Genomic DNA, 6,605 nt, shown 5'->3' with positions numbered 1-6,605 from the left:
GTAATATTTTGTTGTGGTGACTTAATTTTATCAGAAGTGGTCCTTATCTTTCATGAAAGACAATTAAAGCCGGCGAAATTTTACTCATCGTAAAATTTCGCCGGCTTTTTTCAGATTAGAGGGGGTTTTGTCCCAGCCTCTCTTCATGTTCTTGTTAGTGATTGAGCCCTTTTAAATTTTCCAATTCTTCCTCTGTCAATTCCCTGTACTCCCCAAGAGCAAGCGAAGGGTCAAGTTTTAAAGCACCCATTGATAACCGCTTCAAGTAAACGACCTTTTTGCCGACTGCCTCAAACATCCTCTTCACCTGATGAAATTTCCCTTCCATGATTGTCAATTCAATGTCCGAGCGAGAGCCAGACTTAATGATGGAGAGCTCTCCCGGTTTTGTTTCATACCCATCATCTAAGATGACTCCATGACGAAAGGCTTCCACATCTTCTTCCGTAACCGCCCCTTCAATGACAGCGAAGTATGTTTTCGGTACATGTTTTTTCGGCGATAACAGCTGGTGGGCCAGCTGACCGTCATTTGTCAGCAGCAGCAGCCCTTCCGTATCCTTATCAAGCCTGCCGACCGGAAAAGGTTCATAAGCAAGGAAGGATTCATCCAGCAAGTCGACGACCGTCTTATCAAAATTGTCCTCCGTTGCCGACACGACACCCTGCGGCTTGTTCAGCATGATATAGATAAACTCCTTGTAAACGACTTCCTCTCCGAATAAAAGAACATTATCCTTTTCCGGATCAACTTGGGCCTTTGCATCTTTGACAACTTCCCCATTTACAGTAACGTTGCCCGCCTTGAGAAACTTTTTGACATCTTTGCGGCTCCCAAAACCGCTGTTAGCCAACATTTTATCAATTCGCACTCGTATTCCTCCTTTGATATAAAAAAACCGGGCGTCTGCCCATACATTTCTTCCAGCGCAGCATAGGCTGATGTTGTATAGATGAATGGAGTGATGAACATGATGGATTACCGTCAACTGCAGCAACCGCAAGGAACTTTCTTTCCTCCCCAATTCCCTGGTCAGCCGGGAGGCCAGATGAACCTGACACGTCGAGTGAATGAATTGGAACGCCAGGTCAGACAACTGGAACGGGAACAAGAAAGGCTGAACAGAAGAGTGTCCAGACTGGAAAGTTTCTGGATGGGCTCACCAAGAGACTACATTCAGCAAGAGGATTATCAAACTACCTATTATTAGAAAAAACGGCGGCCTGATTTATCAGCCGCCATTTTTTTAGTTCATCCGCAGTTTTCGCTTCAGCTTCTGCAGCCGTTCTCCAAATAGCCGGTCTGCCAGCCCGCTCTTTAAGGCGAGATACCCATAGATCAATGCTCCTAAAGCCGCACAGATGGCAAGCAGCAAGAGCGAATTGGCTTTGGTTTCAGGCGAGATGAACGAAGTGAGACCCCTGTAGGAAAGCCCGACAGGAACAGCCATCAACACATTGAAAATGATGATGAGCAGCATCCTTCTCGTCACCAGTTTGAACGGATAATAGGCAAACTTCTTGATGACGAACAAATTAATCAAAATCGCAACTCCGTATCCTAAAGCTGTCGCATAAATAGCCCCTTTTGTAGAGAATGCTTTTATCAGCGGAATGTTCAGCGACAACTTTACGAGCAGCCCAGTTAACAGGCTGAGCACAGTGAAACGCTGTTCGTTAATCCCCTGCAAGATGGCGGCCGTCACTGCGTAAAGGGCAAATAGAATTGCCACAGGTGCATAGGCGGCAAGCACACTGATTCCCTCGGGATCATGATTATAGAAAACGGTGTAAATCGGTTCTGCCAGCAAAGCAAGACCGATGGCAGCAGGCATCGTAATAAACATCAACACCTGAAAAGTAAGATCAAGCTGACGGAACATCACCTTTTTATCGCTATTAACATAGGACTCCGTAATCAGTGGAACAAGCGTCATTGCAAACGCGGTTGCAAGCGAGACGGGAATGATGACAAGCTTATGTGACGTTACATTCAGGATTCCCAGTGACGCAATGCTCTCCTTCGCCCTGCCGGCAGCAGACATAGCGGCAGAAAACGTGTTTTGGTCAATAAACTGAAACAATGGGTTGGCAATTCCGACAAGCACGAACGGGAAAGCAGAAATGAAAATTTCCTTATACATGCTCGGCAAGGAAACTTCGAGTTCTTCTCGATCCTCCAACAGTTGGGCATCCAGTCCCGGCTTCCTTTTTCTCCAGTAGACAAGAAGGACAAGCAGGCTTGCAAGCCCGCCGATGAAAGCGGCAAACGTAGCAACACTGACCGCGCTCACTGCACTCTTGTGAAGAACATAAATAGCTGTGAAGGAACCGGCCAAGAGGAACACGATTCTAGCAATCTGCTCGACGACCGTAGAGACTGCCGATGGCCCCATTGACTGGTGGCCTTGGAAAAACCCCCTGATCAAGCTCATAATTGGAATTATCAGCAACGCATAGCTGACCGACCGCATGACTTGGACAGCATCAGCCACTTTGATGTCCTGAGCATCCTCGGCTCCCCTGAGTACAAGTTCAGCAAGCCAAGGCGCAAGGCTGTACATCGCCAGGAAAGCAAATACTCCTGTTGCGCCCATGACGTAAACCCCGGATCGGAAAAGCTTGCGCCCAACCGCATATTCACCCATCGCATTGTATTTTGCAATATATTTAGCGACCGCCAAAGGAAACCCGGCTGTCGCTATACTGATAAAAATTGAATAAGGCACATAGCCTGCGCTGTACAACGCAATATCGGCACTGTTGTTATTTAGTATCGCATAGAACGGAATCACATAAAATAAGCCCAGCGCCTTGGAGATCATTGTGCCAAGCGTTAATATAAACGTACCTCTGATCAATTTAGAAGACATGCATCTCTGACTCTCCGTTTTATAGATTGACGATAAACACTCGTCTTCGTATTTTTTCACACTTTACTTAGTGTACAGCTATTGCACCATTTTGACAACGTACGAGCCGCGGTCGGGGTAATTGCATTTGCAAGCTTCAGCTCTTAGAATGAAGAGAATAATTTATATGAAGGTGTTGAATAAACATGCAGGATGTTATCGTGATTGGCGGCGGCCCATCCGGTTTGATGGCAGCGATTGCCGCTGCTGAAAAACACGCAAAAGTGCTGCTGATCGATAAAGGAAACAAGCTTGGACGAAAATTGGCGATTTCCGGCGGGGGGCGCTGCAACGTAACAAACAGACTGCCGATTGAGGAAATCATTCGGCATATTCCCGGAAATGGAAAGTTTTTATATGGTGCCTTTTCCCTTTTCAATAATGAGGATATTATCCGCTTCTTTGAAGAACTTGGCGTAGAACTTAAGGAAGAAGACCACGGAAGGATGTTTCCTGTCTCAAACAAGGCTCAGTCCGTTGTCGATGCCCTCCTCCATCGCATGTCGGAGCTTGGCGTGGAAGTGCTAACCGATACAGCTGTGAAGGAGGTGCTGTACCGCGATGAACAAACATCCGGTGTTGTTCTGCAGACGGGTGATAAGATTGCAGCTAAAGCAGTCGTTATTGCATCAGGCGGGAAGTCAGTCCCCCATACCGGCTCTACCGGCGATGGCTATCCTTGGGCGGAAAAGGCGGGACATACCATTTCAGAGCTTTTTCCAACCGAGGTTCCTGTCACCTCAGCTGAATCTTTCATTGTTGAAAAGCAACTGCAAGGACTTTCTCTCCGTGATGTTGCGGTAAGCGTTTTGAACCCGAAAGGTAAAGCCCTCATCACCCACAGGATGGACATGCTGTTCACTCATTTCGGCGTTTCAGGCCCTGCCATTCTCCGTTGCAGTCAATTTGTCGTAAAGGCTAAAAAAAAGTGGCAGTTAGAGGATGTAACAATGTCGATCGATGCCCTGCCTGATGAGAAGGAACAACAGCTTGCCGCCCGGCTTTGGGATCAATTAAAAACTGAGCCAAAAAAGGCGGTGAAAAACACGTGGAAGGGCCTGATTCCTGAACGATACCTGCTCTTTTTGCTTGAGCGGAGCGGAATTAATCCCGATGCCCAAAGTTCTGCCATTTCTCACGAAAAGACAGAAGCGTTTGCCCATCTATGCAAGCAATTCCGCTTCTCTGTCAATGGAACACTTCCTCTTGAGAAGGCATTTGTGACAGGCGGCGGGGTCTCTGTCAAAGAAATCGAACCGAAAACGATGGCTTCAAAAAGGATGCCGGGCCTCTTCTTTTCAGGAGAAGTACTTGATATTTACGGGTACACGGGCGGCTATAATATAACAGCCGCCCTCGTCACAGGCCGATTGGCAGGAGAAAACGCGGCATTATATGCAAAGCGTTCATGACAACAAAAGCTGCAAGCGGGAACAGGAACCTTTCCTGCCGATTGCAGCTTTTTTTACACGCTATAAACAATCATTGCGCTGAAACAGTATACTTGCTCAGATACCGCTTCACCGATTGCAGCCACATGATATTTCACATCACGCACATTGCTTTCATCCAACGTCTCCAGAAAGCTGTTCAATTCTTCTTCCAAATCCTCCTCATGCTCGCAATCAAATATTTTCACCTTGAGCAACTGGGTCACCGCCCTTTTTTCAACCAGTTTGCCCCTAATCGCGCACCATTATACTGAATAGGATGAAAATTCAATCCAAATGCCGATTAAAATATTTTCGGAATCCCTCTCCAAGAATGGTGAACGACATGATCAGCAGCGTAAGCGATAATGCAGGGTAAAAAGGAATCCAAAAGGCGCTTCGAATATCTTTCCGGCTGCCGGCCATCATGGAGGCCCAATCGTTACTTGCATTCACTATTTCGCTCAGCCCTTGTGTCATTTGCACAAGCTCCTGAGTCAGGAAAATCTGCAATATGGCCAGCTGCCCAACAAGCAACGCAATCTTGCCGATGTCGAGACAGAAATTCGTAATGATCTCTGGCATCAGGTTAGGGAGAAAATGGTTTTTTAGCCTGGCAAGGGGTTTGACGCCAACTGTTATCGCTGTCTCAATAAACGGCTTTTGGGAAATTTGGTGAGCTTGCTGCTGAATAATATAACTTACCTTCCCCACGCCTATAAAAGAAAGAATAAAGAACGCCCAGATGTAACGATGGTCGCTGTAAAGCAGAAACGGCAGGTTCAGGATGATAATCCCTATGAGAATCTCAGGAATACTGGAAAAAAATTGGTTTAACCACTTGACAACCCAAGACAATATTCCTTTATTCCTGTATGCAAGCATTCCGAGAGGGACTGCAATAATGTAGCGAAGGAGAGCAGCACCCGCAACAAAAAACACAGTATCCCTTGCCCCCATAATGAGCATGCTCAGCACGTCTTTTCCATCCCTTGTAGAACCCAAAGGATGTCTTTCGGATGGAGGGAAAGGCGCTTTCTCCACTTTCCCCCTTTCTGGAAAGTAAAGCCGCTTTGCTTCCAGCTCCGTATCGACGAAAGGCAAATACGGTCCTGCGATTGCGATAAACAAGAAAAACGTTACAATAATTGAACCGACAATCAACAAACCATTCCTCATTTTGCTAAACTCCTGTCCAATTTAAAAAATATCCGTGCCAAGGCTGCAATCAATTGAGTGGCCATGATCAAGATCATGAAACAGAGGATCGCTCCAAGGGTCATGGCAGGCTCCCATTGCGCATATGCCTGCCCATAGATAACACTCTTAATGATACCGATCGCAAAAAACATCCTGTACGCCAAGCCTTCATAGGCAAAAAGGTATTCCGCCATGAAAAGGCTGGAAAGAATATAGACCATCAGGGCAGGAATATGAGTCAAAATTGTAGGCAAGGCATTCCTGAAAATATGCCGATAAACGACTCTCCGTTCCGAAAAACCCTTCGCTCTCGCCACTGTTATGTATTGCTCTCCATCTTCACTTTGCAGAGCCGCAGCTACAATTCGTGCCAGATAGAGCGCTGGGTAAATTGAAACGATGATACCGATGACTACAAAATTATAGGGTGTGGAATTGCTGAATATCCGAAACGACGGAATCAGCATAAGAGCAAGCCATTGGATTGAGAGCATAATAAAAAAATCAGGAACAGACTGCATAAGCCAGGTCGCTCCGCCTCCGAGAAAGCGCAAGCGATCCCTTCGGTGCCGATAATCGAATATCCCCTTTCCAATTCCCAACAAAAGGCTGATTGTAAAGGCAACACCAATGATCTTCAGACTGCGCGGCAAATATACCTTCAATTCATCCTCCACCATAACCCCTTCATATTGGCTAGTCCCCAGACTTCTTTCTTTTGTGTACACATCCCAGAAATACTTCAGATTGTTTTGATACGCATATTTGTCAAAAACATATGTAATGACCGGAGTTTTTGCAAGTCCCTTCATAGAAATTGTCGGGTTCGGCGGGATGGCGATGATAAATACAAGCAAAACAAAAATCAAAAAATAAAGCAGCAAGTTTTTTGCCCCTTGCTTCAGCATTTCCAATTAGTGTCCCCCCCTCTCTCTGACAGCAGGCTGTACAAATTGTAATTTTAAAAAAAAAAATCCAATATTATGCTATTTCGACAAATACTTCTTAATCCCTTCTTTCTATTAAAAAACGGCTCCCATTAACGGGAACCGTTTTTAGACACT

7 protein-coding genes are annotated in these 6,605 nt (G+C 46.0%); 2 read left to right on the top strand and 5 right to left on the bottom strand.

Translation table 11 applies throughout. The annotated features are described in order from the left end of the window. Positions 1-154 precede the first annotated feature (154 nt). Entirely contained in the window at positions 155-871 is a 717-nt protein-coding gene (locus AC0TWI_RS11660; RefSeq protein ID WP_488126519.1) for a pseudouridine synthase, read from the bottom strand. A 99-nt stretch (positions 872-970) separates the two neighbouring features. On the opposite strand from AC0TWI_RS11660, the gene AC0TWI_RS11655 reads away from it, so the two are divergent. Then, positions 971-1,210, top strand: coding sequence for a hypothetical protein (locus AC0TWI_RS11655; RefSeq protein WP_488126518.1), 240 nt, complete (start codon positions 971-973; stop codon positions 1,208-1,210). Positions 1,211-1,246: 36 nt separating this feature from the next. Here AC0TWI_RS11655 and AC0TWI_RS11650 read toward each other — a convergent pair whose 3' ends face one another. Next, positions 1,247-2,872 (bottom strand): putative polysaccharide biosynthesis protein, encoded by a 1,626-nt coding sequence (locus tag AC0TWI_RS11650; protein WP_488126517.1) that lies wholly within the window; start codon positions 2,870-2,872, stop codon positions 1,247-1,249. 185 nt (positions 2,873-3,057) lie between these two features. Between AC0TWI_RS11650 and AC0TWI_RS11645 the strand changes: the two genes are divergently transcribed. Continuing rightward, positions 3,058-4,323, top strand: coding sequence for a BaiN/RdsA family NAD(P)/FAD-dependent oxidoreductase (locus AC0TWI_RS11645; RefSeq protein WP_488126516.1), 1,266 nt, complete (start codon positions 3,058-3,060; stop codon positions 4,321-4,323). A gap of 53 nt (positions 4,324-4,376) precedes the next feature. Here the strand turns inward: AC0TWI_RS11645 and AC0TWI_RS11640 are convergent, their stop codons facing one another. From AC0TWI_RS11640 to AC0TWI_RS11630, 3 genes are all read right to left on the bottom strand, one after another. Beyond that, positions 4,377-4,559, bottom strand: coding sequence for a sporulation protein Cse60 (locus AC0TWI_RS11640; protein WP_488126515.1), 183 nt, complete (start codon positions 4,557-4,559; stop codon positions 4,377-4,379). Positions 4,560-4,629: 70 nt separating this feature from the next. Further along, positions 4,630-5,520, bottom strand: coding sequence for an ABC transporter permease (locus AC0TWI_RS11635; RefSeq protein ID WP_488126514.1), 891 nt, complete (start codon positions 5,518-5,520; stop codon positions 4,630-4,632). Further along, positions 5,517-6,449, bottom strand: a complete 933-nt coding sequence (locus AC0TWI_RS11630) for an ABC transporter permease subunit (protein WP_488126521.1) — start codon at positions 6,447-6,449, stop codon at positions 5,517-5,519. The genes AC0TWI_RS11635 and AC0TWI_RS11630 overlap by 4 nt, the downstream gene beginning before the upstream one ends. Between the last annotated feature and the right edge of the window lie 156 nt (positions 6,450-6,605).

This window comes from Lederbergia sp. B243.17, from assembly GCF_057657925.1.
This window is presented reverse-complemented; position numbering and strand designations above follow the sequence as displayed.

Excerpts from the sequence above, each read along its gene's own strand:
- AC0TWI_RS11655 (WP_488126518.1), top strand. The coding sequence starts at position 971 with ATGATGGATTACCGTCAACTGCAGCAACCGCAAGGAACTTTCTTTCCT.
- AC0TWI_RS11650 (WP_488126517.1), bottom strand. The coding sequence starts at position 2,872 with ATGTCTTCTAAATTGATCAGAGGTACGTTTATATTAACGCTTGGCACA.
- AC0TWI_RS11645 (WP_488126516.1), top strand. The coding sequence starts at position 3,058 with ATGCAGGATGTTATCGTGATTGGCGGCGGCCCATCCGGTTTGATGGCA.
- AC0TWI_RS11635 (WP_488126514.1), bottom strand. The coding sequence starts at position 5,520 with ATGAGGAATGGTTTGTTGATTGTCGGTTCAATTATTGTAACGTTTTTC.
- AC0TWI_RS11630 (WP_488126521.1), bottom strand. The coding sequence starts at position 6,449 with ATGCTGAAGCAAGGGGCAAAAAACTTGCTGCTTTATTTTTTGATTTTT.